This is a genomic window from Arthrobacter sp. AOP36-A1-22 (genome assembly GCF_052377615.1).
Taxonomy (GTDB): domain Bacteria; phylum Actinomycetota; class Actinomycetes; order Actinomycetales; family Micrococcaceae; genus Arthrobacter_H.
In genome coordinates this window covers 96907-120289 of sequence record NZ_JBQSWX010000005.1, presented here as the reverse complement: position 1 = coordinate 120289, position 23383 = coordinate 96907, and the positions used below count along the sequence as shown (strand labels likewise).

Genomic DNA, 23383 nt, shown 5'->3' with positions numbered 1-23383 from the left:
GATCCTAAAACATGCAACGCATACTTATGCGTGACAGGGCCGAACCCGGGTCACACGCTTGACTATCCGCCCACCGGCGGAAGCTGCCGGCGTGCGGACAGCCGCCGCTTCCGCCGGTACTGTAGGAACCAGCGCTTCACAGCTCGGTCACAGCGGAATCCCAGCTTGGCCCTATAGGTGCAGAGGAGTATCGACATATGACGAACTCGCAGTTCTCCCCCAACCAGCTTCCGCGGCTGGAACACCCCGATGGCACCCCCATCAGGGCCCTGGTCGTCGATGACGAGCCGTCGCTGGCCGAACTGGTCAGCATGGGGGCACGCATGCTGGGGTGGGAGGTCAAGGTGGCCGGGGACGGCCCCTCGGCCGTCCAGGAGGCCCGTTCGTTCTCCCCCGACATCCTGGTCCTGGATTGGATGCTTCCGGGTTTCGAGGGCCCCGAGGTCCTCCGGAAGATCCGGGCTTTCCAACCCGAGGTCCCGGCCCTGTTCCTGACGGCCAAGGATGCGGTGGAGAACCGGATCGAGGGGTTGTCCCTGGGTGGGGACGACTACGTCACCAAACCCTTCAGCCTCGAGGAGGTGCTCCTGCGTCTGCACCGGCTGGTCGAACGCTCCGGTGCGGCGAAGGCCGATGCCGCCGAGCTCGTCGTCGGGGACCTGAGCATGAACATGGACATGCGTGAAGTCAGCCGAAGCGGCCAGGTCGTGAACCTGACCGCCACCGAATTCGACCTGCTGCGCTACCTGATGGAGAACGCCCGCCGGGTCATGTCCAAGAACCAGATCCTGGACAGCGTCTGGCAATACGACTTCGGTGGCCAGGCCAACATCGTCGAGCTGTACATCTCCTACCTGCGCAAGAAGATCGATGCCGGGCGGGAGCCCATGATCCACACCGTGCGTGGCGCCGGATATGTCCTGAAGCCCGCACCGTGACCCACCCCGCCGACCAGGCGCGCCCGACTCCCCCGGCACGACCGGACCATCCGGTTCCCACCCCGCCGACGACCCACGGATGGACCCTGCGCTCGCGCATCTCCGCCTCCTTGATCGGCCTGCTGGCACTGATCTGCCTGGTCATCGGTGTCTTCACCCATACGGTGATGAGCAACAGCCTCTACAGCCAGCTGGACGAACAACTCCACCAGGCCTCCAACCGGGCGGCGAGCTTCGATGGCAGCCAGGGAAGCCAGGGCGGCAAGGGCAGCCAGGGCAGCGAGATGCCCGACCCGCTGAACACCCCCGGCCAAGGTTCGGGGACGCTCAACGCCCGGATCGTCGGGACCACCATCCTCATTGGCGGTGTCCTGGACCAGCGCACGGGCGAGGGCCAGCAGTTGAACAAGGACGACGCCCAGCAGTTGGCCGCGGTCACCCCCGATGCGGCCCCGGTGACCGAGGACCTCTCCGTGGGCAAATACCGGCTCATGGCCGTCACAGCCGCCCCCTCCACGGCCGATGCCGATGGCAAGAGCGCCATCCTCATCACCGGCCTGCCCGTGGAGAGCACCCGGGACACGCTCTTCGCCCTGGACATGACGATCCTGCTGGTCGCCTCCTCCGGGCTCGTGGCCATCGGGCTGATCGGCTCGGTGATCGTGCGCCGGTCACTGCTGCAGTTCGAACGCGTATCGAAAGTTGCCGGTGCGGTCGCCGCACTTCCCCTGGACGCCGGAGAAGTCCGGCTCGCCCAACGTGTCGCCACTCCCGATGCCGACCCCGGCACCGAGGCGGGGAACATGGGCCACGCGCTGAATGCCCTGCTGGACAACGTGGAGTCGGCGCTCGAGGTACGACGCCGATCCGAAGCCAGGATGCGCCGCTTCGTCGCCGACGCCTCCCATGAGCTGCGCACCCCGCTGGCGTCCATCCGCGGATACTCGGAACTCGTCGCCGCCACCGAACACCTCAGCGACGACGGACGCACCTCACTGAACCGCGTGGTCGCGCAAAGCCACCGGATGGGCTCGCTGGTGGAGAACCTGCTCCTGCTGGCCCGGCTCGATGAAGGGCAGAAACCAACCCTGGCCGAGGTGGACCTGACCCGGTTGGCGGCGGAAACCTCCAGGGACTTCCAGGTGGCGGCGCCGAGCCACCAGTGGCGGCTCTCCCTGCCGGACGCACCGGTGCTCGTGCGCGGTGATGCTGGGCAGCTGGCCCGGGTGCTGAACAACCTGCTTTCGAACGCCCGCAAGCACACCGTCGAGGGCACCACCATCGAAACCGGGGTCTTCCGTTCCGCCGACGGACACCACGCGGTCCTCACCGTCACCGATGACGGACAGGGCATCGATCAGGAGTTCCTGCCCCATGTCTTCTCCCGGTTCACCCGGGGCGACGGGGCCCGCTCCGGCGCCGAGGGAACCGTGGGGCTGGGCCTGTCGATCGTGCGCGGCATCGTCGAATCCCATGGCGGCACCATCTCGGTGGCCAGCGAACCGGGGGCCACGGTCTTCGAGGTCAGTCTGCCCCTGATCGTGGAGGTGCCTCCGCGGCCGGAACAGCCACCGACCGTCGGGCCCTGAGCCGGGTCCGTTCGCGACGGAGCCGCTAGTGGGCCAACCCGTAGAGCCGGTCGCCGGCGTCGCCGAGGCCCGGGACGATGTAGGCGTTCTCATCCAGCTTCTCGTCCAAGGCCCCCAACACCAGGTGGACCCTCGGGTCATCCCCATAGATCTCTTCGAGCCGGTCCAGCCCCTCGGGGGCGGCGATCAGGCAGATGCAGGTGACATCAGAGGCACCGCGCTCGAACAGGAACTTGATGGATTCCACCAGGGTGCCCCCGGTGGCGAGCATCGGGTCCAGCACGAAGACCTGCCGGCCCGTGAGGTCATCGGGAAGTCGTTCCGCATAGGTGACGATGTCCAGCGTCGTGTCATTGCGGGCCATGCCCAGGAATCCGACCTCCGCGGTGGGAACCAGCCGGGTCATGCCTTCGAGCATGCCCAGGCCCGCCCGCAGGATCGGGACCACCAGGGGGGTGGGTTTGGCGAAGGCGGTGCCGGTGGTCGTGGCGACCGGGGTCTGGACTTCGATCTGCGTCGTCCTGACCTCACGGGTCGCCTCGTAGGCCAGCAGGGTCACCAGTTCATCGGTGAGCTGCCGGAAGACCGGGGACGGGGTGTTCTTATCCCGGAGCACCGAGACCTTATGGGCCACCAACGGGTGGTCGACTACCTGTACGCGCATGGAATAAAACTACCAGCACGAACCGCCTGCTCGGCTAGGGTTGGAGGGTGATCCGGGATGACGCGCACCACGCACGGTGGATGGAGCTGGCGCTGGATCAGGCCCGGGCGGCGCTTGCGACCGCCGACGTGCCCATCGGTGCCGTCGTCATCGGTCCCGACGGATCCATCGTGGCCACCGGCCGCAACGAACGCGAGGCCAGCGGGGATCCCACCGCCCATGCCGAGGTCCTGGCCATCCGTGCCGCGGCCGCGGCCCTGAAGGATTCGGGGCACGACGACGGCTGGCGGCTGGCGCACTGCACGTTGGTCGTGACCTTGGAGCCCTGTGCCATGTGTGCCGGGGCGATCGTGCTGGCCCGGATACCGCGGGTCGTCTTCGGCGCCTGGGATGAGAAGGCCGGGGCCTCGGGTTCCGTGTTCGAGGTGCTGCGCGAACCACGGTTGAACCACTGGGTCGAGGTCTTCCCCGGGGTGATGGAGGATGAATGCGCGTCCCTCCTGACCGGCTTCTTCCGCTCCATGCGCTGAGCCGAGCTGCCGGTTTGGGACTGCCGCGAACCGTCCGCTAGAGTAGTCCAGTCTGGTGACGTGTCCGAGCGGCCGATGGTGCAACACTCGAAATGTTGTTTGGTGAGAGCCAACGTGGGTTCAAATCCCACCGTCACCGCCAGTGGGAAGGCGTTTGCATCGTTGGAAAACAACGATGCAAACGCCTTTTTCATGCCCACCCCATGGTCTGATTCCCGAAGTCCATCTAGGCTGAAAACGTCCGATCCGTGGGAGTCGACCGCTGGCGGGGCCAACCAGTCCGCCGTGCGCTTCGGTGGGGGAAGGTTGAGTCATATGTTCAAGGAACAGGCGCCGCCGTCGTTCCCGACCGCGACGGCGGTCACCGACGACCGACAACGAACGAGTTTGCGGCTACTGCGCCGTACTCCCCTGGTGGGCAGCTTCTCCGATGCGGACCTGCTGGCCCTTGAAATCCATACACAAATGCTGCAGCGGTGGCCCGGGGATCTGGTCCACGGCCATGGAGACGATGCGGATTACTTGTTCATCCTGGCCACCGGAGCCGTCAAGATCAGTCGGCCCTCACGCCGAGGTCAGGACGTCGTATTCGATATCTTCGGCCCACCGGCGGTCTTCGGAGCCGTCAGCGGGTCCAGGGGAACCGGATACCCCGATACCGCGACGGCACTGACCCACAGCCAGCTGCTGGCCATACCGGCCGCTGCATTCAGGGCCATGCTGGAGACCCGTGCGGATCTGGCCCTCGGGGTGCTGGACGAGTTGGCCCACCGACACGAAAGAGCGCAACAACACATCCGCCGGCTCTCCAGTGAAGAAGCAGGAGTCCGGATCGCGGCCCGGCTCCTGGAACTTGCCGATACCTTCGGTGAGCCGCGGGAGGGATGCATCGATCTGCCCATCCCGCTGACACGCGCCGATCTTGCCGCCTTGACCGGGGTGACCCCGGAAACGGCCAGCAGGGTCATGAGCCGGTTGCGGGCCGATCACATCGTGGATTCCGGTCGTTGTTGGACCACGATCCTCGACCGGCGGCGACTGGCTGCCGCCGCCGGACACTGAAGCACCAGTTCTATTCGTGGGCCAGCGCCTCGGCCCCGACCGGGTCGGCATGCCGATCGGTGCGTGGCGTCGAAGCCGGACCCCTGCCCGCCTTGCCACGCGCCTTGTCCTGCCAGGACTGATCGGTGGCCATGGGCCCCCGGTCGGTTTTCGCCACGGTGAGGACCAACACCGAATCCTCCAGGGCCTCCACGGCGTAGAAACCCTGGGGCACGACCAACAGGTCCACGGCGCTGCCTTCCCAGCTGTCACCGCGCGAGGACAGCGACACCTTCCCGCTCATGACCAGGACGGTGGCCTCGCCCGGGTTCACGTGTTCGTTCAGTTCCTGTCCGGCCTTCAGGGCAATGACGGTTTGGCGCAGGACGTGCTCGTGTCCGCCGTATACCGTGCTGGCGCTGCGCCCGCTACCGGCGCAGCTGGCCGTTTCCAGGTGGCGGCGTCCCAGCGCCGTCAGGGAAAACTTCTTCATCGTCAGCCTCCCGGCAACACCACAGGGCACTGCATCCGCGTTCCTGCGGCTCGAAGCCGCGGGCTGCCCTTTCCACCTGCGGCGCACTGTGGTTCCATCCTACGGCCAAACACAGCTGATGTGCCCCCGATCACGTTTTTATTGGATGGGCGTCCGGGGCTCCCCTAGATTGGACGACTAATGTCATGGTCTCTTGCGTCATCTCGGCGTACGTTGGGGACCACCGGCCCGGTGGAGTTCGCTTCGACACGAAAAGCCAGGTGCCCCCAAAATGCAGAACAGTTTCGACACCCGCTCTGAACTGCAGGTCGATGACACGAGATACGAGATCTACCGGCTGGATCGCATCAAGGGCTCCGACCGTCTGCCCTACAGCCTCAAGGTCCTGCTGGAGAACCTGCTGCGCAACGAAGACGGGCATCTGGTCACGGACGAACAAATCAACGCGATGGCCAACTGGGATGCCAACTCAGAAACCAACTCGGAGATCCAATACACCCCGGCCCGGGTCCTGATGCAGGACTTCACCGGGGTCCCCTGCGTGGTGGACCTGGTCGCCATGCGCGACGCCATGACCGATCTCGGTGGCGATCCGAAGAAGATCAACCCACTGATCCCCGCGGAACTGGTGATCGACCACTCGGTCATTGCCGATGTGTTCGCCCGCCCCGACGCCTTCGGGGTGAACGCCGAACTGGAATTCGGCCGCAACCAGGAGCGCTACCAGCTCCTGCGGTGGGGCCAGCAGTCCTTCGACGATTTCCTGGTGGTTCCCCCGGACACCGGCATCTGCCACCAGGTCAACCTTGAATATCTGGCCCGGGTCGTCTTCACCCGGGAAGGACCCCGTGGCCCCCAGGCCTATCCGGACACCCTGGTCGGCACGGATTCGCATACCCCCATGGTCAACGGCCTCGGCGTACTGGGCTGGGGTGTCGGCGGGATCGAAGCCGAAGCATCCATGCTGGGCCAGCCGATGAGCATGTTGATCCCGCAGGTCGTCGGACTCAAACTGTCCGGGGAGCTGCCCGAGGGCACCACCGCCACCGACCTGGTCCTCACCGTGGCCGAGCTGCTGCGCAAGGTCAGGGTGGTGGGGAAGTTCGTCGACTTCTTCGGCCCCGGGGTCGGCAACGTCCCGTTGGCCACGCGGGCGACGTTGGGCAACATGAGCCCCGAATACGGTTCGACCGCTTCCATCTTCCCGATCGACGACGAAACACTGAACTACCTGCGCCTCACCGGACGCGAAGAGCACCAGATCCGGCTGGTCGAGGCCTATGCCAAGGAACAAGGACTGTGGCACGATCCCGACCACGTCCCGGAATACAGCCAGATCGTCGAGCTGGACCTTTCGACGGTCTCCCCCTCGATCGCCGGCCCGAAGCGTCCCCAGGACCGCATCCCGCTGGCGAAGTCGCCGCAGGTCATCCGCCGGCTGCTGGCCGGGCAGACCCACGCCGACGCCATCGCCGGAGGGCTCGACTCCGCCGTCGAGGACTCCTTCCCCGCCAGCGACCCGGTCGCCATCAGCACCCGCATCCAGCGCGACGACCCGCCGCGGACCTACGACGATGACGGCAATGTCCAGGACGCCTGGCCCTCGGACCCCTCCGAACTGCTGCTGGGCGGCCGGAAGACCAGCATCGACAACGGTGCCGTGGTCATCGCCGCCATCACCTCCTGCACCAACACCTCCAACCCCTCGGTGATGATCGGGGCGGCCCTGCTGGCCAAGAAGGCCGTGGAACGCGGCCTGTCCAGCCAGCCGTGGGTGAAGACCACCCTGGCCCCCGGTTCACGCGTGGTCACCGACTACTACGACCGTTCGGGGCTGACACCGTATCTGGAGAAGCTGGGTTTCAACCTGGTCGGCTACGGCTGCACCACCTGCATCGGCAACTCGGGGCCGTTGATCCCCGAAGTCAGCGCCGCGGCCTCGGAGAAGAACCTCACGGTCGCCTCGGTCCTGTCGGGCAACCGCAACTTCGAGGGCCGGATCCACTCCGAGGTCCAGATGAACTTCCTGGCCTCACCACCGTTGGTCATCGCCTACGCCCTGGCCGGGACCATGCGCACCGACATGCTCAAGGATCCACTCGGCCACGACCCCGAGGGCAAGCCGGTCTACCTGCGCGATATCTGGCCCAGCACCGACGAGATCAAGGACGTCGTCGACGCGAACCTCGAAGCGAAGATGTTCACCGAAGGCTATCTCGACGTCTACCACGGTGACGAGAACTGGCGCGGCATGACGATCCCCGAAGGCGACCAGTTCGCCTGGCAGCCCGATTCCAGCTACATCCAGCGTCCACCCTACTTCGACGGCATGACGCTGGACCCACCGCCGCTCACGGACATCCACGACGCCCGTGTACTGGCCTACCTCGGGGATTCGGTGACCACCGACCACATCTCCCCGGCCGGCGCCATCAAGGCCGATTCCCCCGCCGGCAAATACCTGCAGGACCTGGGAATCGAGCCGAAGGACTTCAACTCCTACGGATCACGGCGCGGGAACCACCACGTGATGATCCGCGGCACCTTCGCCAACGTGAGGCTGCGCAACCGGCTCGTCCCCGGGGTCGAAGGCGGCGTCACCAGGCATCTGCCCGACGGCGAGCGCATGAGCATCTTCGACGCCTCCACCCGCTACATCGGCGACCAGGTCCCGCTGGTCGTGCTGGCGGGTTCGGACTACGGGTCGGGGTCTTCCCGCGACTGGGCGGCCAAGGGCACCACGCTGCTGGGCGTCAAGGCGGTGCTGGCCGTCTCCTACGAGCGGATCCACCGGTCGAACCTGATCGGCATGGGCGTGCTGCCGTTGCAGTTCCTGGACGGCGAAAGGGCCGATACCCATGGGTTGACCGGGGAGGAGACCTATTCCGTCGTCGGCATCGAAGGTGCGTCCCCGCTGCCGAAGGAAGTCACCGTGCGCGTCGACGACGGCGAGAAGACCCGGGAGATCACTGCGAAGGTCAGGATCGACACCCCCGCCGAGGAAGGGTATTTCGTCCACGGGGGCATCCTGCCCTACGTCCTGCGTCAGTTGCTTTCGTCATGAGTGCCACCGACACCAAGCGCGGGCGGGTCCCGGTGCTGCGCTCCTCGGCCGTCCTGCATGCGGTCATGGCCGTGGGCGGGCTAATCATGGTGCTGTTCCTGATCGCGCATATGTACGGGAACCTGAAGGTCTTCGCGGGCCAGGAGGCCTTCGACGGCTACTCGGCGTACCTGCGCACGATCCTCGAGCCCCTGCTTCCCTATGCCGGGGCCCTGTGGATCCTGCGCGTGATCCTGCTGATCAGCGTCGGCGCCCACATCTGGGCGGCCTTCGTGCTCTGGCACCGGTCCCGGGCGGCCACCGCCGGCGGGGGCGGCTGGCGGTACCAGACCACGCAGAACCGCCGCGGCGTGCAACGCAGCTATGCCTCCTTCACGATGCGCTGGGGCGGGGTGACGATCGCCCTGTTCGTCGTCTACCACCTGCTGCATCTGACCGGGAACGTCATCCACCCCGGCGGAGCCTCGGACAGCGCCTATGAGCGGATGGTCAACGGCTTCTCCATCTGGTGGGTGGTGCTCTCCTATGTCATCGCGCTCATCGCCCTGGGCTTCCACCTGCGCCACGGCATCTGGAGCGCCTTCGCCTCCCTGGGCGCAAACACCAGCATCGCGGTACGACGCCGGCTCAATGGGCTGGCCTACGTGGTCACCTTCGTGATCATCGTCGGCTTCCTCGTACCACCACTGAGCATCTTGATCGGATGGGTAGGAGCATGATGAACGATTACTTCACCGAAGGCGACCCGCTGCAGGACACTCAGGACCCCGGCGGGCCGCTGAAGGACCGCTGGGACAAACGACGTTTCGAGGCCAAGCTGATCAGTCCGGCCAACCGGCGCAAGGTCTCCATCATCGTCATCGGCACCGGGCTCGCCGGTGGGTCCGCGGCGGCGACCCTGGGTGAGGCCGGCTACAACGTGAAGGTCTTCTGCTATCAGGACAGCGCCCGCCGGGCCCACAGCATCGCCGCCCAGGGCGGGATCAACGCGGCGAAGGACTACCGCAACGACGGGGACAGCATCCACCGGCTGTTCTACGACACGGTCAAGGGCGGGGACTACCGTTCACGCGAATCCAACGTCTACCGCCTGGCCCAGGTCAGTGCGGCGATCATCGACCAGGCAGTGGCCCAGGGGGTCCCCTTCGCCCGCGAATACGGCGGCCTGCTGGATACCCGTTCCTTCGGTGGCGTCCAGGTCTCCCGGACGTTCTACGCCCGCGGGCAGACCGGTCAGCAGCTGCTGCTGGGCGCCTACCAGGCGCTGGAGCGCCAGGTGGGGGCCGGGACCGTGGAGTTGAACACCCGGCACGAGATGCTGGACCTGATCGTCATCGACGGCAAGGCCCGCGGGGTGGTGGTCCGGGACATGGTCACCGGCGAATTCGAGACGCATCTGGCCGACGCGGTCGTACTGGCCAGCGGCGGCTACGGCAACGTCTACTACCTCTCCACCAATGCGATGGGCTGCAATGTCACCGCCAGCTGGCGGGCCCACCGCAAGGGCGCCTATTTCGCCAACCCCTGCTATACGCAGATCCACCCCACCTGCATCCCGGTCAGCGGGGACCACCAGTCGAAGCTGACCCTGATGAGCGAATCGTTGCGCAACGACGGACGGATCTGGGTGCCGGTCAAGGCCGGCGACGACCGGGCCCCGGCGGACATCCCCGAGGACGAACGCGACTACTACCTGGAACGGGTCTACCCGGCCTTCGGCAACCTGGTCCCCCGGGACGTGGCCTCGCGGGCGGCGAAGAAGCAATGCGACGAGGGCCGCGGCGTGGGCCCGGGAGGCCTGGGGGTCTATCTGGATCTCACCCACGCCATCAAGCGGTTGGGCCGGCACGTCATCGAGGAGAAATACGGCAACCTCTTCGACATGTACGCCAAGATCACCGACGAGGACCCCTATCAGGCGCCCATGCGCATCTATCCGGCCATCCACTACACGATGGGCGGGCTGTGGGTGGATTACGACCTGCAAAGCTCCATCCCCGGTCTCTTCGTCATCGGCGAGGCGAACTTCTCCGACCACGGCGCCAACCGGCTCGGCGCCAGCGCCCTGATGCAGGGGTTGGCCGACGGCTACTTCGTGCTGCCCGGGACCATCAACGACTATCTGGCCCGCAACCCGTTGCCCGCCGACGTCGACGCCAACCATCCAGCCGTCGTCGAGGCCGCCGAGGGCGTCCGTGAACGCACCGAACGGCTGCTGTCCATCAACGGGAGCCGTTCGGTGGATTCCTTCCACAAAGAGCTCGGGTCCATCGTCTGGGAGTACTGCGGCATGGAACGCAATGCCGAAGGACTCAGCCACGCCATCGAAGAGATCCGCCGGCTGCGTGACGAGTTCTGGACGGATGTGAAGGTCACCGGGGTCAACGAGGAATTGAACCAGTCCCTGGAGCGGGCGGGCCGGGTCGCCGACTTCTTCGGGCTCGCGGAGCTGATGTGCATCGACGCACTGCACCGCGAGGAGTCCTGCGGGGCGCATTTCCGTTCCGAAAGCCAGACCGAGGGCGGCGAGGCCCTGCGGCAGGACGAGGACTTCAGCTACGTGGCCGCCTGGGAATTCGGCGGCGATGGAGACGAGCCGGTACTGCACCGTGAACACCTCGAATTCGAGAACATCAAGGTCCAGCAAAGGAGCTACAAATGAAGATCACATTGCGGATCTGGCGCCAACACCATCAGGACCAGCCCGGGGCCATGGAGGCCTACGAGGTCGACGAGATCTCCCCCGACATGTCGTTTTTGGAGGTCCTCGATCTGCTCAACGAGGACCTCACGCTCAACGGCGGGGAACCGGTGGCCTTCGACCACGACTGCCGCGAGGGGATCTGCGGGATGTGCTCCCTGGTGATCAACGGGCTGGCCCACGGCCCCGAGGCGTTGACCACCACCTGCCAGCTCTACATGCGCCACTTCGAGGACGGCCAGGTCATCGACGTCGAACCCTGGCGTTCGACGGCGTTCCCGGTGATCCGGGATCTGGTGGTGGACCGCAGCGCCCTGGACCGGATCATCGAAGCCGGCGGTTACGTCAGCGCCCCCACCGGCGCCGCGGCGGACGCCAACGCCGTCACCGTGCCGAAGAAGGATGCCGACCGGGCCTTCGACGCCGCGGCATGCATCGGCTGCGGGGCCTGCGTGGCCGCCTGCCCCAACGGTTCGGCGTCGTTGTTCCTCGGCGCCAAGATCACCCACCTCGGTTCGCTGCCCCAGGGCCAGCCCGAACGGGACGAGCGGGCCCTGGCGATGGTCGAACAGCACGATGCCGAGGGCTTCGGCGGCTGCACGCAGATCGGTGAATGCACCGCGGTCTGCCCGGCGGGCATCCCCTTGGACATGATCTCCCAGCTGAACCATGACGTGCTGTCCGGGTTGAAGCACCAGTCGGGACAATGATCTGTCCCCCGGCAAGGCCTACGTCTGGGCTGATCCCTGCTCGCGCCTGACGCGGCGGACGGTGTGGAAGACGTGGTGCGCCAACACCACCAACGCCGCCCAGCCCAGCCCGAGTGCCCAGGCCACGGCGACATCCGTGAACCAATGGTGGCCCAGATAGATGCGGCTGCCGCCGATGAGGACCACATAGGCCACACAGCCGGCGACCTTCAGCGCCCGGGTCCAGCGGCGTTCGAGCTGCAGGAACCACAAATAGGCGATGACCATGATGATCGCCGTCGCGTTGAGCGTATGCCCGGAGGGGAACGACGGCGAGGTTTCATAGGGCGGGACGGCGTCGGCCATCGGTGGCCGGGTCCGCCCGATCAGATCCTTGCCTGCAATGGTCATCACCACGGAGCCGGCCCCCGCCGCACCGATAAGCAGCAGCGGCCGCCAGGACCGACGGATCCGCGTCAGCACGGCGATCGCTGCCAGGGCAATAATCGACATCCCGATGACCGAGCCGGTGTTGGTGAACCAGGTGACCGCTGTGTCGGCCAGCGGGCTGCGCCACGTCATCACCCAGGCCAGTAACGGCCGGTCCACTGCGGCCAGGTTGTCCTTCTCCGCCAGGGATTCGTAGATATTGGCGGCAAAGAGGGTCATTAGGGTGACGAAGGAGGCGCCGATGACCAGCGTGATCCACAAGGCACCATAGGCCCCGAGTCGCGAGGGCAGCCTGCGTGCCGCGGCGTCGGCGACCGGATGCCCCCGTGGGGGAGGCTCGGGTGAACAGGAAGTGGGCATGCCTGTCAGACTAATGCCATGACGCTGCGCATACTGGCCATCGGGAAGAAGCACGAGTCGTGGGTGGCCGAGGGCATCGAGCGCTATTCGAAGCGGATGAAGAAACCCTTCGACGTGTCCTGGGCCCTGCTGCCGCATTCGTCCCGGGAAGGCGATGCCGCACGCACTGAGGAATCCGCCCGCATCCTGGCCAAGGTCCAGCCACGGGACCATGTGGTCCTGCTGGACGAACGCGGGAAGAACATCGATTCCCCGGCCCTGGCCCGTGCCCTGCAACAGCCGCTGGATACCGCACGCCCGGTGGTGCTGGTCATCGGCGGCGCCTACGGGGTGGACAGGTCGGTGCACCAGCGGGCCGACTTCACCTGGAGCCTGTCCAAGCTGGTCTTCCCCCACCAACTGGTCCGGCTCGTGGTGGCCGAACAGCTCTACCGTGCCCAGGAAATCGCCGGAGGGCGGCCGTACCACCACCAATAATGGTGCCGAGGTGCCCCGACCGCCCCCGCGCCAACTCGTCGGTGCTTCGGCGTAGGCTTTCAGCGATGGCAGAAAAGCCCGCAGCAGCCGCAGTGCTCCAGAAGTTCACGCCCGCGACCCGCGAGTGGTTCACGGGTGCCTTTGCCGCGCCGACGGCCGCCCAGCTCGGCGCCTGGGACGCCGTTTCCGCGGGCAGCAACGCCCTGGTCGTCGCCCCGACCGGTTCGGGCAAAACCCTCTCCGCCTTCCTCTGGGCCCTGGACGGGTTCATCCGAAACAGCACCGAACCACCGGCACTGCCCACCCTCGATGCCGACGATGCAGTCGCTGCACCCGGGAAGAAGGCGAAGGCCCCGAAACGCAAGACCCGGGTCCTGTACATCTCTCCGCTGAAGGCGCTTGGCGTCGACGTCGAACGCAACCTGCGCGCACCGCTGATCGGGATCACCCGGATGGCCCAACGACTCGGCCTGCCGGCCCCCGAGGTCAGTGTTGGCGTGCGTTCGGGAGACACCCCGGCCAATGACCGCCGCAAACTGCTGACGAGTCCGCCGGATATCCTCATCACCACCCCCGAGTCACTGTTCCTGATGCTGACTTCCAAGGCCCGGGAGACACTGACCGGCATCGACACGGTCATCATCGACGAGGTTCACGCCGTCGCCGGCACCAAACGCGGGGCCCATCTGGCGGTCTCGCTCGAACGGCTCGATGCCCTGCTGACAACCCCGGCCCAGCGCATCGGGCTCTCGGCCACCGTCGAACCCCGGGCCGAGGTCGCCCGGTTCCTGGGCGGGTCCCGGCCGGTGGACATCGTGGCTCCGCCCTCTCAGAAGACCTGGGACCTGACGGTCACCGTCCCCGTGGAGGACATGACGAACCTGCCCGCAGCCGCCGAAGCCAGCGAGCTCGACGAACTGGCCGGCTTCCAACCGCAGGCAAGCATCTGGCCGCATGTGGAGGAGAAGATCGTGGACCTCATCGAGGCCAACCGTTCCACGATCGTCTTCGCGAACTCCCGGCGCCTGGCCGAACGGCTGACGGCGAACCTGAACGAGATCCACGCGGCCCGGCAGGAACTGACCGGCTCAGATCCGTGGGCCGCATCGGCCAGCGAACCGGCCACCGGACCGACCATCGCCCCCGAACCGCAGCATCCGCCCGCGCAGGTCATGGCGCAGGCCGGGGCCAGCTCAGGCGCCGAGGCCGTGCTGGCCCGGGCCCACCACGGGTCGGTCTCCAAGGACCAACGCGCCGACATCGAGGATGACCTGAAGTCCGGGCGCTTGCGCTGCGTCGTGGCCACCTCCTCGTTGGAACTGGGCATCGACATGGGCCTGGTCGATCTGGTCATCCAGGTCGAATCCCCCCATTCGGTGGCCTCCGGACTGCAACGCGTGGGCCGGGCCGGACACCAGGTCGGGGAAGTCTCCACCGGGGTCTTCTTCCCCAAGCAGCGCTCGGATCTGGTCAATACGGCGATCACCGTCGAACGCATGCGCTCCGGGGCCATCGAGGCGTTATCCATTCCGGCGAACCCGCTGGATATCCTGGCCCAGCAGACCGTCGCCGCCGCAGCGTTGGGTGAGGTCGATGCGGAGGAATGGTTCGACGTCGTGCGTCGTTCGGCGCCCTTTGCCGCGCTGCCCCGGTCGGCCTTCGACGCGACCCTTGACCTGCTGGCGGGGAAGTACCCTTCCGATGAGTTCGCCGAACTGCGTCCACGCATTATCTGGGACCGCGAGGCCGGCACCCTGTCCGGCCGGCCCGGCGCCCAACGCCTGGCCGTCACTTCAGGGGGCACCATCCCGGACCGCGGCATGTTCGGGGTCTTCCTCATCGGCACCGAGGACCAGAGTGGCGGCGGGCGTCGGGTGGGCGAACTCGACGAGGAAATGGTCTACGAATCCCGCGTCGGCGACGTGTTCGCCCTGGGTGCGACCAGCTGGAAGATCGAGGACATCACCCACGACCGGGTCCTGGTCTCCCCCGCCTTCGGCCAGCCCGGCAAACTGCCCTTCTGGAAGGGCGACTCGCTGGGCCGTCCCGCCGAACTCGGCCGGGCGCTAGGCAGGTTCCGCCGGGAGCTCGGCGGAGCCGGCGCGGACGATGCCGGGGCCCGGCTGGCAGCGATCGGCCTGGATGGTTGGGCGGCAGCGAACCTGGCCGGTTATCTGGCCGACCAGCAGGAAGCCACCAGCATCATCCCCAGCGACACCACACTGGTGGTCGAACGCTTCCAGGACGAGCTCGGCGACTGGCGGGTGGTCCTGCACTCACCGTTCGGCATGCCGGTGCACGCCCCCTGGACGTTGGCCGTCGGCGCCCGGCTGCACGAACGCTACGGGATGGACGGTTCGGCGATGGCTGCCGACGACGGGATCGTGCTGCGGGTGCCGATGATGGACGATGAGCCCCCCGGGGCCGAACTCTTCCTCTTCGACTCCGAAGAGCTCGACACCATCGTCACCACCGAGGTGGGCGGTTCCGCCCTCTTCGCCTCGCGATTCCGTGAATGCGCGGCCCGGGCCCTGCTGCTGCCGCGGCAGAACCCCGCCAAACGCAGCCCGCTGTGGCAACAACGCCAACGCTCGGCCCAGCTGCTGGACGTGGCCAGGAAATACCCCTCCTTCCCGATCATCCTCGAGACGGTCCGCGAATGCCTGCAGGACGTCTACGACCTGCCCTCGCTACGCTCGATCGCCGCCGAACTGCAGGGCCGGGGGCTGCGGATCGTGGAAACGACCACGCGCCAACCCTCACCCTTCGCCCAGACCCTGCTCTTCGGCTATGTCGCCCAATTCCTCTACGAGGGCGACTCCCCGCTGGCCGAACGCCGGGCCGCCGCCCTGTCGATCGACCCGTCACTCTTGGGCGACCTGCTGGGCCGCACCGAATTGCGCGAACTGCTGGACCCCGAGGTCATCGCGGCCACCGAAGCCGAACTCCAACGGCTATCCCCCAACCGCCGGCTCAAGGGTCTGGAGGGGGCCGCCGATCTGCTGCGTCTGCTCGGGCCCTTGGGGATCGAGGAGCTGGCGGCCCGGCTGCGCCCGGCCGACGAATCCGCAGACGAGCCTGCCCAGGACGACGGCGAGGCAGCTGCGGACGCGGGCACCGGATCCGACGCCGGACCAACCCGCCCGGCAGCCACCGTGGACGAGGCCTCCGGGTATGCCGAGGCCCTGGTGCGCAGCAACCGTGCCCTACGGGTCAATCTCGCGGGCCGGCCGGTGCTGGCGGCGATCGAGGATGCCGCCCGGTTGCGTGACGGGCTCGGCGTCCCGTTGCCGATGGGGATCCCGCTGGCCTTCATCGAGCCGGTCGCGGACCCGTTGGGTGACCTCGTGGGACGCTACGGGCGCACCCATGGGCCCTTCACCGTGGCCGAGGCCGCCGCCGCGCTGGGCTTGGGCAGCGCCGTCGTCCTGTCGGTCCTCAAGCGTCTGGGCACCGAATCGAGGGTGGTCGAAGGAGAATTCCGTCCCACCACCGGTGAGTCGGCGGCTGGCTCCCCGGCGGCGAGCGAGTGGTGCGACGCCGAGGTGCTGCGCCGGATCCGCCGACGCTCGCTGGCCGCGCTGCGCGCCGAGGTCGAACCGGTCGACGACGCCACGTTCGGGCGGTTCCTTCCCGACTGGCAGTTCGTGGGGCAGGAGCTGCGCGGGCTCGACGGGGTCGCCACGGTGATCGACCAGTTGGCCGGGGTGCCGGTTCCGGCGAGCGCCTGGGAGGCGTTCGTGCTCCCGGCCCGGGTGGCGGATTACCAGCCGGGGATGCTCGACGAACTGATGGCCACCGGGGAGGTGTTGTGGTCCGGTGCCGGGACGTTGGCGGGAAACGACGGCTGGATCAGCCTGCATCCCGCCCAGGAGGCGGCACTGACGCTGAACCCCGACGCCGATTTCGAGCCTTCCGGGGTTCAGGTGCGCCTCCTGGAGATCCTGGCCAGCGGCGGCGGCTACTTCTTCCGCCAGATCACCGGGGCCCTGGGGGTCACCGGCCAGGACGAATCGGTGCTGAGCGCCCTCTGGGAGCTGGTGTGGGCCGGTCGGATCGGCAACGACACCTTCGCCCCGGTGCGCGGACTGCTCGGCGGTGGACGAACCGCCCATAAACCCCGCGGGGCCCCACCCCGGGCCCGGGCGCCCCGGCTGGGTCGGATGCGCTCACCGCGGGGACCGGGGATGCATGCCTCCGGGCTGCGTCCCGGCGCTGCCGGGGCCACCGCGCCCATCGCCCCGGCCCAACCACAGGCCGCCGGACGCTGGTCCCTGCTGCCGGCCCCGGAAGCCGATCCCACCCTCCGGGCCCATGCCGGTGCCGAATTCCTGCTCGACCGCTACGGCGTGCTGACCCGCGGTTCGGTCATGGTGGAGAACGTCCCCGGCGGGTTCGGCCGGCTCTACCGGGTCCTGGCCCGGCTGGAGGAAGCGGGCAGGACCCGCAGAGGCTATTTCATCGAACACCTCGGGGCCGCCCAGTTCTCCGTCCCGGCGACGGTGGACCGGCTGCGCGGGCATACCCGGGATACCGATCTGGAGTCCGCGGTCTCCCCCGCCGCCGGCCCCGGGAGGGTTCCGTTAGCGGTAGCCCTCGCGGCGACCGACCCGGCCAACCCCTACGGGGCGGCCCTGCCCTGGCCGACCGTGGGCTCGTCAGAGGACGGGCCCTCCCCCACCGGGCAACGCCCGGGACGCAAGGCCGGCGCCGTCGTCGTCCTGCTCGATGGCCGGTTGGGCCTGTACCTGGAACGCGGCGGCCGGACGGCGCTGGTCTTCACCGAGGAGCCGGCCGAACTCGAGGCCGCCGCCCGGGCGCTCGTGGCGGCCCTGCGCACGGCCCGGGTGGAGCGGATCGCCCTGGACAAGGCCAATGGGGCCCCCGTCCCCGATACGCCGCTGGCCAGGGCCTTATTGGCCGCGGGATTCCATTCCTCCCCCAACGGATTGCGCTTCCGCCCGTGAGTCGTTTTGCGGAGACCGGTATAGTGTGATCCATTCCACTTAGTGGGCTAGCGATGAGGCCAGCAACGAAGGACGTGACCAGCAGTGCCAGAGGGTGACAGCATCTACCGGGCAGCCCGTCGGCTCGATGCGGCACTGAGCAACAGGTCCCTGCAGTCCAGCGATTTCCGGCTCCCGTCCTACGCCACCTTGAACCTGGCCTCGCAAACGGTCTCCTCCGTGATCTCCCGGGGCAAGCACCTGCTGATCCGGGTGGCCGATCTATCGATCCACACCCACCTGTCCATGGACGGGCATTGGGATGTCTACGCCACCGGCGAGCGCTGGCGGGCCCCGGCCTTCAAGGCACGGTGCGTGCTGCGCAACCCGGACTTCCAGGCGGTCGGTTTCGACCTGGGTTTCCTGCGGGTGATCCGCACCGTCGACGAGCCCGACGCCGTCGGCCACCTCGGACCCGATCCGCTGGGGGCCTCCTGGGATGCCGAGGAGGTGCACCGCCGTCTGGCCATGATGCCCGAGCGGCCCATCGCCCTGACCCTGCTGGACCAGCGGGTCATCGCCGGTCTGGGGAACATCTACCGTTCGGAACTGCTCTTCCTGCTGGGCCTGCACCCCCGCACCCCCACGGGGCAGCTGCCCGATCCGGTGTATCTGGTCGATCTGGCCCATCAGCTCATGCATGCCAATATGGACCGCTCGCGCCGGGTCACCACGACGCCGCCGATGCGCGACCAGTACTGGGTCTATGGGCGGGCCGGCAAGCCGTGCCTGCGCTGCGGGGACACCGTCGAACACCGCAAGCTCGGCCAGCCACGCCCGCCCGCCGGGGCACGGCGCGGGGCGGACCGGGTCCCGGCGGGACGCCGGGGCCCCGAGGCCGGAGGACCCCGGCCCGCCGACGGCACCGGACAGGTCAAGACCGACGAGCACCAGCGGGCCCCCGGGGCCGAACCGTGCGAACGCGGCATCGACCTGAACGAACGCGACCTCTATTTCTGCCCCAGCTGCCAGGTGGATCCCTTCGCCTGAATCCTGCCGTCGCCCCGACGTGGGAAACTTATTCCATGGCCATGCAATCCCCCCTCCCCGTCCGCAACGGCGTCAACGCCACCCGGTTGCGCATCCCCCGGGAAGGGCCCTGGGCGACGGTCATGGACTACATGCTCGAACGCTTCGGCCATGTCGACCCCGAAGGCATCGTCCGCCGCTTCCGGGAGGGCGAAGTCGTGGGCCTGGGCGCCGAACCGTTGAGCACCAGCACCCCGTTGGGCCACCACGATTTCCTCTGGTACTACCGCAACCTCCCCGATGAGCCGGTGCTGCCGGTCACCGAAACGATCCTGTTCCAGGACGAGGACCTGCTGGTCGTGGACAAACCGCATTTTCTGCCCAGCACCCCCGGCGGCCGGTTCATCCAGGAATCGGCGCTGGTCCGTCTGCGCAACCGGCTGGACCTACCGGATCTGGTGCCGATGCACCGGCTCGACCGGGCCACGGCGGGCATCATCCTCTTCTCCACGAATCCGGCCACCCGCGGTGCCTACCAGGTCCTCTTCGAGCGTCGCCGAATCCAGAAGGAATACCGCTGCGTCGCAGCCCTTCCCCCCGGCTGGGATGCCGCCGCAGCCATGGCGGAACCGGACCCGGATTCCGCCCCGGGCCGGCATGGCCAACCCGTGAGGCAGATCAGCGGAAACCACCGGGCGACCGCCGCCGATTTCCCGGCGGAGTACCGCAACCGGATGGTCAAGGAAAAAGGCCATCTGCTGGCCCTGACCCAGCCCGGGGAACCGAACGCGGAAACCCGGATTGACCTGTTGCGCACCGGCCTGGGCACCGGAGCCCATGCGGGCACCGCCGTCGGACTCTTCCGCCTGCGCCCGCATTCGGGCAAGACGCACCAATTGCGGGTGCATATGGCGGCCCTGGGGCTGGGCATCCTCAACGATGCGTTCTACCCGGACCTGTGGGAGAAGGCCCCTGATGACTTCACCCGGCCGTTGCAGCTGTTGGCGCATTCGATCTCCTTCACCGACCCGCTCTCCGGGGCTCCGGTCACCTACACCTCGCAACGGAACCTGGGCGAATTTCCCGGTCCCGTCCACTAGCGGCAGGACCATGTCGGAGCTGTTACGTCCAATCGTCGGAGCTAAAGAGGCCAGTGGGATCACGATCCGGCCACAGCTGGGCCCGAATCCGCGCCGACGTCCCCAAACGGCCCCCCGGTATTAGGTAGGCTATGAGCGGTGGTATGGGGAGGAATCATTGCCATGAAAACAGCGGGTAAAGGGGATTCCACGTCATGACAGAAACACGCCAGGAGACTTCGGCGGCCTCCGAGGCGCTGGAGCGTCTGCGTGCCCATCAGCCCCCCGCCTCCCCCCGTGCCGAGGGCCCCGAATCGTCCTCCCCCCGGCCCCCGCACCACGACGGCGCCTCCCCCACGAACCATTCCACCTCGCTGCCGCCCAAACCCACGCGCGACCCCGAGGGCGTGCTGAACGAATCCGACGCACCCTCACGGCATATGGCCGCGGCAGGAACGCGCGGGAGGCTGCCTGACGAGAACGCCAAGACCCGGTTGAACACCTGGCTCGACGGAATCAACTCCCCCGACTGGCAGGAACTGGCCCGCAGGACGAAGACCGGCACCGTACGGACCATCGCCGCCCAACGCGCGGCCTCCCGCCGCCGGGCCGACGCCCGGGCCAAGGCCCGCGAGGAGAAGTCCCGCCAGCGGGCCGAACGCGAAGCCGCCGAAGCCGCCGAAGCCGAAGCCTCCGCGGAGCGCAAACGCGCGGCGGAGGAAGCAGCCCGACTGGCCGCCGAAGCCGAAGCGGCCCAGCAGGCCGCCGAAGAGGCCGCGGCCCGGGCGGCGGCCTCCACCAACGACCTCGAATCGTTGGTGGAAAACGCCCGCGAGGCCATCGTCGACGCCGCGGAGGTCCCCCGGACCGCCGAACAGCTGCGCAACACCAGCCCCTTCTGGGTCGACGACGAGGGCCCCATCTACGTCCCGCCCTACAACCTGCCCTCCAGCGACCCGGATCCGCCGGAGCAGCGCTCGGATCTGATCCGTCGCCTCGTCGTGACGGTGGTTGCCGCCGCCACCCTGGTCCTGGGGTTCATGGGCCTGGGCTGGTTCGGGGGCCCCACGGCCCATTCGGCCGCCCACTCGGCCTACGGCCCCGAAAATGCCTTGCTGGCACCCAACAGCAATTCGTTCATGATCTGGGGCGTGCTGTTCGTCTGGATCGCCCTGTATGCGATCTTCCAATGGCATCCGAGCCAGCGGTCCTCCTACCGCCAACGCGACATCGGCTACCTCACGGCCGGGGCCGGGCTGCTGGGGGCGTTGTGGCTGCTGTGTGCCCGGTCCTCGCTGGTGTTCCTGTCGGTGGTCGTGGCCCTGGCGCTGACCACCGTCCTGGTCTATGCGGTCCGCCGGATGAACCAGCGCACTGCCCGGTCGAATGTGGAGCGGGTGTTCGTGGACGGTCCGGCCGCCTTGTTCCTGGGCTGGATGCTGGTCCTGCTGCCGGCGACGCTGTCCATCGCGCTGACCCGCGCCGGATTCACCTTGCTCCTGCCGGCCTCGTTGTGGGCCGTCCTGACCATCGTCGGGTGCACGTGGGCCGCCGCCAGCTTCTCCATGTCCGAGCGGGGCCGCATCGTGGTGGCATTGGGCTTCGCCTGGGGGCTGTTCTGGGTCATGCTGGACCGGCTGCTGACCCTGCAGTCCTCGGCCCCGGTGGCGATCGTCTGCGGGTTGTGCGCGTTCATCGTGCTCCTGGCCACGGAGAACCGCCGATACCAGATCGGCCATGCCGAGCGCCGTGCCGCCCGCGGACAGCGCACCGAGTTCTAGAGCGCGGTCCACCGGCCCCGGACCCGGCGCAGCACGAGAAGTCGTTGGGTGGCGGCCACGCCCTCGACGGCGGCACGCATCCGCGCGGCGGCCGAGCGGGCGGCGCGCAGATCGGCGTCGTACTCCTCCTCCTCGACCGTGAAGCGCACAGTGATCCGAGGGACTCCGGCGACGATGTCGAGCTGGTTTGCTTCCACATGGTGGGATTCGGCCAGGGAAGCAACCGCCGCGTCCATCACCGCTTCGGGGCGGTGGCCCGGACGCAGGGACAGGATGTTCAGCTGGGCACGAAACGAGGGCACCACCCCAGCGTAGTGCCCGGCGATGCCCTCCTTCGAACCAGGCCTCAGGCGATCGCGGAGATCCCGGTGGCGGCCCGGCCGACGATCAACAGGTTGATGTCATGGGTGCCCTCATAGGTGTAGATCGCTTCGGCATCGGCGAAGATCCTGGCCATCCGGTGATCGGTGACGATCCCGTTACCGCCCATCGCGGCCCGGCCCAGGGCCACCGATTCGCGCATCCTCTCGGTCGCGAACGCCTTGGCCAGCGCCGCCTGCTCCATCTTCTCGGTCCCCTGGGACTGCGCCCGGGCGATCTGGGTCATCAACGCCATCGACGCCGTGGCATTTCCCAGCATGGTGGCCAGTTTCTGCTGGATGAGCTGGAAGGAGGCCAGCGGCCGGCCGAATTGTTCACGCTCCAACACATAGGCCCGCAGCACGTCGAAGGCCGCCAGTTGTTGTCCGACGGCGAGCCAGCCGACCATGATGCGGCTGGACCGCAGCAACTGGTTGATATCGGCGAAGGAATCGATTCCGGGGAACCGGTCCTCCTCCATCACGCGGACGTCCCGCAACACGATATCGGCGTTCTGCACGGTGCGCAGCGAGATCTTGTTCTCGATCTTGGAGGTGGTCACCCCGGGCAGGGAGGTGTCCAGGACGAATCCGCGCACCGCACCGGTGTCCTCGTCCAGGGCCCACAGCAGCAGGTGCTCACAGAACGTCCCGTTGCCGATCCAGCGTTTGGCCCCGTTGATGATCCAGGCATCGCCCTCCCGGCGGGCCCGGGTTTCCATGCCCTTGGCGACGTCGGAACCGTGCTCCGGTTCGGTCAACGCGAAGGCCCCGGTGGTGCGCAGGGCCGCCGCATCGGCCAGATAGCGTTCACGCTGGCCCTCGGTGCCGAAGTCATGCAGGGACTCGACGAAGAGGTCGTGGTGGATCATGAAGAACGTCGCCAACGACGCATCGGCCCGGGCCAGCTCGGCGATGAGCAGTCCGTGGAACAACGTCGAATAGCCGTGCCGGGTCGGCGTGCTCACCCCCAACGCCCCGAGCCTCGGCAGCAGATCGAAGGGGAACTCCTCGGCGGTCCACCACGCCCCGGCATGTTCGGTGACGTATTCGGCCACGAAGGCGCGCACTTCGGCCAGCTTGGCCCGCTCCCTCTCGTCGAGTTGCGACTCGATGTCCAGGAAATCGGCCCCGGCTAGTTCCCGGGTGGTGCGGGCAGGAGGGCCGCCCTCGTTCTTCACGGTCATCCCGCT

The 23383-nt window shown here is 67.7% G+C and carries 18 protein-coding genes and 1 tRNA gene; 14 read left to right on the top strand and 5 right to left on the bottom strand.

The window, feature by feature from the left end; translation table 11 throughout:
- Positions 1-197 precede the first annotated feature (197 nt).
- Positions 198-938 (top strand): response regulator transcription factor, encoded by a 741-nt coding sequence (locus ACT3S2_RS04900; protein ID WP_444554179.1) that lies wholly within the window; start codon positions 198-200, stop codon positions 936-938.
- On the top strand, positions 935-2527 hold the full coding sequence (locus ACT3S2_RS04895; RefSeq protein WP_444561344.1) for a sensor histidine kinase: 1593 nt from the start codon (positions 935-937) through the stop codon (positions 2525-2527). The genes ACT3S2_RS04900 and ACT3S2_RS04895 overlap by 4 nt, the downstream gene beginning before the upstream one ends.
- A 25-nt stretch (positions 2528-2552) precedes the next feature.
- Here ACT3S2_RS04895 and upp read toward each other — a convergent pair whose 3' ends face one another.
- On the bottom strand, positions 2553-3191 hold the full coding sequence (upp, locus tag ACT3S2_RS04890) for a uracil phosphoribosyltransferase (RefSeq protein WP_444554181.1): 639 nt from the start codon (positions 3189-3191) through the stop codon (positions 2553-2555).
- A gap of 47 nt (positions 3192-3238) precedes the next feature.
- Between upp and tadA the strand changes: the two genes are divergently transcribed.
- From tadA to ACT3S2_RS04875, 3 genes are all read left to right on the top strand, one after another.
- The gene (gene tadA / locus ACT3S2_RS04885; RefSeq protein WP_444561343.1) at positions 3239-3721 is read left to right on the top strand and encodes a tRNA adenosine(34) deaminase TadA; all 483 of its coding nucleotides are present in this window, start codon (positions 3239-3241) and stop codon (positions 3719-3721) included.
- Between the two features lie 54 nt (positions 3722-3775).
- Positions 3776-3863 (top strand) — tRNA-Ser (locus ACT3S2_RS04880).
- A gap of 173 nt (positions 3864-4036) precedes the next feature.
- A complete protein-coding gene (locus ACT3S2_RS04875) occupies positions 4037-4783 on the top strand; it encodes a Crp/Fnr family transcriptional regulator (protein WP_444561342.1) in 747 nt (248 codons plus the stop codon).
- A 10-nt stretch (positions 4784-4793) separates the two neighbouring features.
- Here the strand turns inward: ACT3S2_RS04875 and ACT3S2_RS04870 are convergent, their stop codons facing one another.
- Positions 4794-5255: a LuxR family transcriptional regulator gene (locus ACT3S2_RS04870; RefSeq protein ID WP_444561341.1), complete on the bottom strand. Its 462-nt coding sequence runs from the start codon at positions 5253-5255 to the stop codon at positions 4794-4796.
- Between the two features lie 271 nt (positions 5256-5526).
- On the opposite strand from ACT3S2_RS04870, the gene ACT3S2_RS04865 reads away from it, so the two are divergent.
- From ACT3S2_RS04865 to ACT3S2_RS04850, 4 genes are read left to right on the top strand one after another with little or no spacing between them, the layout of a single operon-like run.
- Positions 5527-8319 (top strand): aconitate hydratase, encoded by a 2793-nt coding sequence (locus ACT3S2_RS04865; RefSeq protein ID WP_444561340.1) that lies wholly within the window; start codon positions 5527-5529, stop codon positions 8317-8319.
- On the top strand, positions 8316-9038 hold the full coding sequence (locus ACT3S2_RS04860) for a succinate dehydrogenase cytochrome b subunit (RefSeq protein WP_444561339.1): 723 nt from the start codon (positions 8316-8318) through the stop codon (positions 9036-9038). The genes ACT3S2_RS04865 and ACT3S2_RS04860 overlap by 4 nt, the downstream gene beginning before the upstream one ends.
- Positions 9035-10981 (top strand): fumarate reductase/succinate dehydrogenase flavoprotein subunit, encoded by a 1947-nt coding sequence (locus ACT3S2_RS04855; protein ID WP_444554187.1) that lies wholly within the window; start codon positions 9035-9037, stop codon positions 10979-10981. Before ACT3S2_RS04860 ends, ACT3S2_RS04855 begins: the two co-directional genes overlap by 4 nt.
- Complete coding sequence (locus tag ACT3S2_RS04850) at positions 10978-11730, top strand: succinate dehydrogenase/fumarate reductase iron-sulfur subunit (RefSeq protein WP_444554188.1); 753 nt, start codon at positions 10978-10980, stop codon at positions 11728-11730. Before ACT3S2_RS04855 ends, ACT3S2_RS04850 begins: the two co-directional genes overlap by 4 nt.
- Before the next feature lie 18 nt (positions 11731-11748).
- On the opposite strand, the gene ACT3S2_RS04845 is transcribed toward ACT3S2_RS04850, so the two are convergent.
- On the bottom strand, positions 11749-12519 hold the full coding sequence (locus ACT3S2_RS04845; protein WP_444561338.1) for a phosphatase PAP2 family protein: 771 nt from the start codon (positions 12517-12519) through the stop codon (positions 11749-11751).
- 18 nt (positions 12520-12537) lie between these two features.
- On the opposite strand from ACT3S2_RS04845, the gene rlmH reads away from it, so the two are divergent.
- The 5 genes from rlmH to ACT3S2_RS04820 all read left to right on the top strand — a co-directional run bounded on the left by rlmH (position 12538) and on the right by ACT3S2_RS04820 (position 21831).
- Positions 12538-12996: a 23S rRNA (pseudouridine(1915)-N(3))-methyltransferase RlmH gene (rlmH, locus tag ACT3S2_RS04840; RefSeq protein ID WP_444554190.1), complete on the top strand. Its 459-nt coding sequence runs from the start codon at positions 12538-12540 to the stop codon at positions 12994-12996.
- A gap of 65 nt (positions 12997-13061) precedes the next feature.
- Positions 13062-17963 carry a DNA glycosylase AlkZ-like family protein gene (locus ACT3S2_RS04835; RefSeq protein ID WP_444561337.1) on the top strand — a complete coding sequence of 1634 codons (4902 nt, stop codon included), beginning with the start codon at positions 13062-13064 and terminating at the stop codon, positions 17961-17963.
- Between the two features lie 84 nt (positions 17964-18047).
- Positions 18048-18992 carry a DNA-formamidopyrimidine glycosylase family protein gene (locus tag ACT3S2_RS04830; protein WP_444561336.1) on the top strand — a complete coding sequence of 315 codons (945 nt, stop codon included), beginning with the start codon at positions 18048-18050 and terminating at the stop codon, positions 18990-18992.
- Between the two features lie 41 nt (positions 18993-19033).
- The gene (locus ACT3S2_RS04825; RefSeq protein ID WP_444561356.1) at positions 19034-20071 is read left to right on the top strand and encodes a pseudouridine synthase; all 1038 of its coding nucleotides are present in this window, start codon (positions 19034-19036) and stop codon (positions 20069-20071) included.
- A gap of 194 nt (positions 20072-20265) precedes the next feature.
- Positions 20266-21831, top strand: a complete 1566-nt coding sequence (locus ACT3S2_RS04820) for a hypothetical protein (protein WP_444561335.1) — start codon at positions 20266-20268, stop codon at positions 21829-21831.
- Here the strand turns inward: ACT3S2_RS04820 and ACT3S2_RS04815 are convergent.
- Together ACT3S2_RS04815 and ACT3S2_RS04810 are read right to left on the bottom strand one after the other, a co-directional pair.
- Positions 21828-22133 carry a hypothetical protein gene (locus ACT3S2_RS04815; RefSeq protein ID WP_443382957.1) on the bottom strand — a complete coding sequence of 102 codons (306 nt, stop codon included), beginning with the start codon at positions 22131-22133 and terminating at the stop codon, positions 21828-21830. The genes ACT3S2_RS04820 and ACT3S2_RS04815 overlap by 4 nt on opposite strands.
- Positions 22134-22177: 44 nt before the next feature.
- Positions 22178-23377 (bottom strand): acyl-CoA dehydrogenase family protein, encoded by a 1200-nt coding sequence (locus ACT3S2_RS04810; RefSeq protein ID WP_443382954.1) that lies wholly within the window; start codon positions 23375-23377, stop codon positions 22178-22180.
- Positions 23378-23383: the final 6 nt, after the last annotated feature.